General features: G+C 56.9%; 1 protein-coding gene and 1 pseudogene. Both read left to right on the forward strand.

The window, feature by feature from the left end:
• Nucleotides 1-480: 480 nt before the first annotated feature.
• Nucleotides 481-1,686: a dicarboxylate/amino acid:cation symporter gene (locus V6C16_RS12185; RefSeq protein ID WP_333535263.1), complete on the forward strand. Its 1,206-nt coding sequence runs from the start codon at nt 481-483 to the stop codon at nt 1,684-1,686.
• Nucleotides 1,683-1,914 (forward strand): annotated as a pseudogene (locus V6C16_RS12190) (serine dehydratase subunit alpha family protein); the annotation flags it as partial. The gene V6C16_RS12185 and the pseudogene V6C16_RS12190, both read left to right, overlap by 4 nt.

Here is a 1,914-nt window from a genome sequence, read left to right on the forward strand (position 1 = left end):
GTGCTCATGAAGCTTTCTTCCTGAGGCGGGGCGGCCGCATGCCCTGTCTTGCCCGCATGCATGTCGCGGCGGTGTCCGGGGCAGCTTGTGAATGAAATGAGCCGGCGGCTCAAGCGCCGTCTGCCGGGGTTTGCTGCCTTGTGCGCCGTTGTGCCACGTTCGCAGGTGGTTCAGTCAGCTTTGCGCCGTTTTCCTGTCCCTTTACAGGCAAAGGATTGCGATCCGTTACGGTTGCCTAATGCCTTCCGCTGGAATATGGTCAAAGTGTCTGTCTATGGAGCTAAGGATGTGCTGATAAACACTCTTTTGCCCTTGCCTGCGCCGGAGCCGCTTCGTATGCGGAACGCCTGCCTGGACATGTTTCGCTCCTGCCCGGTCTGCGGCTCTGGAGGCAGCGGGTAGGGCCTTTGATCAGCACTTCCCCAACCTTGGAACACGGGCTGTGACGTGGTTTGCCCGAAAACAGAGAGGGAGAAGGTAATGGCCAAGATTGGTGACATGGCGCTTGTGTTCAAGCTGCTGGCTGGCCTGGTTGTGGGGGCCTTGCTTGGTTTTGTGGTGAATGAAAGCGTCATGAACGTGGTTGTGTCGGTGCGTCACATTCTGGGGCAGATCATTTTCTTTCTTGTGCCTCTGGTTATCGTGGGTTTCATTACCCCGGCCATCATCCGTCTGGGGCAGCAGGCCAGCAAAATTCTGGTCGTGGCCGTGCTGCTGGCCTATGTTTCTTCGCTGGGGGCAGCGCTTTTTTCCACATTTTCGGGCTATCTGATTATTCCGCACCTTTCGATCTCTTCTGCCACCGAAACGCTGCGGACATTGCCGAACATGATATTTCAGCTTGATATTCCGCCGCTTTTCAGCGTTATGAGCGCCCTGACCCTGGCCCTGCTTTTCGGCCTGGGCGTGGCCCTGACAAAATCGGAAACCATGAGCAAGCTTTTTGCCGAACTGGAAAAGGTCGTCAGTTGGCTCATCAATAAGGTCATGATTCCCATTCTGCCTTTTTTTGTGGGCCTTTCATTTATGGGCCTGGCCTATGAAGGCTCGCTTACAAGGCATCTGCCTGTCTTTGTGTCCATGGTGGCTCTGGTCATTGTGGGCCAGTTCATCTGGCTTGCGGTTCTTTACGGCATTGGCGGCCTTGTTTCGCGGCGGAATCCTTCACAGGTTTTTCGTTACTATCTGCCCGCGTACCTCACGGCTGTGGGGACCATGTCCAGTGCGGCCACCCTGCCCGTGGCGCTGGAGTGCGCCCGCCGCTCGCCCGTGCTCAGCCGCACCATGGTGGAATTCATGATTCCTTTGGGGGCCACGGTGCATCTGTGCGGTTCTGTTTTGACGGAAACGTTTTTTGTTATGACCATCAGCCTTATACTCTACGGAGCCTTGCCCTCGGTAGGGACCATGATTCTTTTCTGCGTGCTGCTCGGCATTTTTGCCGTGGGCGCGCCCGGCGTTCCTGGCGGCACGGTTGTGGCTTCGCTTGGCATTGTTACGGGTGTTCTTGGTTTTGACCCCACGGGCGTTGCTCTGCTTATCGCCATTTTTGCCTTGCAGGACAGCTTCGGCACGGCCTGCAACGTGACCGGCGATGGCGCGCTGGCCCTTATTCTTGAAGGTGTTTTCAACGATAACGGACAATTGGGAGCGTTGCAGACACCGTCAATGACGGAGCATTCATGAATCAAAACTGGCAATCATTCATAGATCTGCTGCATGAAGAAGTCGTGCCCGCCCTTGGCTGCACAGAACCTGTGGCTGTGGCGCTCACTGCCGCTCAGGCAGCGGAAGCCCTCGGCCTCACGCCGGAAAGGCTTGAGGTTGCGGTAAGCGCCAACCTGCTCAAGAACGGCATGGGCGTCATGGTTCCCGGCACGGGAAGCATGGGCCTGAGCATTGCCGCGGAAGCGG

The organism is Desulfovibrio sp. 1188_IL3213, assembly GCF_036763145.1.
GTDB lineage: Bacteria > Desulfobacterota > Desulfovibrionia > Desulfovibrionales > Desulfovibrionaceae > Desulfovibrio.

Coding starts and splice junctions, on each gene's coding strand:
- V6C16_RS12185 (WP_333535263.1), top strand. CDS start 481: ATGGCCAAGATTGGTGACATGGCGCTTGTGTTCAAGCTGCTGGCTGGC.